General features: G+C 64.5%; 1 protein-coding gene. It reads right to left on the reverse strand.

Features of this window, described 5'->3' with window-relative positions; all coding sequences use genetic code 11:
• Positions 1-428 (reverse strand): TCP-1/cpn60 chaperonin family protein (locus I6F21_RS38020; protein ID WP_276573645.1); only part of this gene is annotated, 428 nt, incomplete at both ends.

Consider the following 428-nt stretch of genomic DNA (forward strand, 5'->3'; position numbering starts at 1 on the left):
ACGGCGGCACGCGTGGCGTGAAGGGCATCCTGGAAGCGGTTCTTGCGCTCGTGCAACGCAGCCTCGGTTGCCGCGCCCACCTTGATGACGGCAACGCCACCGCTCAGGCGTGCAAGCCGTCGCTGAAGCTGCTCGCGGTCGTAGTCCGTCTTTGCCTCGTTGAGCTGTGCCCGCAATTGGGCAACGCGCTGCTCCACTGCGGCCTTTGCCGTATCGCCCGCGATGAGTGTGGTCGCATCCTTGGTGGTTTCCGTACGGTGTACGTGGCCGAGCTGATCAAGCGTCGCATGCTCCAATGAAACGCCGGTCTGCGATGAGATGACGGTCGCACCAGTCAGCGCAGCAAGGTCGGCCAGTTGCTCCGTGCGCGACTCGCCAAAGCCGGGCGAACGGATCGCGCAGCTCTTGAGCGTGCCGCGCAGATTGTT

Origin of the sequence: Bradyrhizobium sp. NBAIM03, from assembly GCF_020194055.1 — a bacterium.
GTDB lineage: Bacteria > Pseudomonadota > Alphaproteobacteria > Rhizobiales > Xanthobacteraceae > Bradyrhizobium > Bradyrhizobium yuanmingense.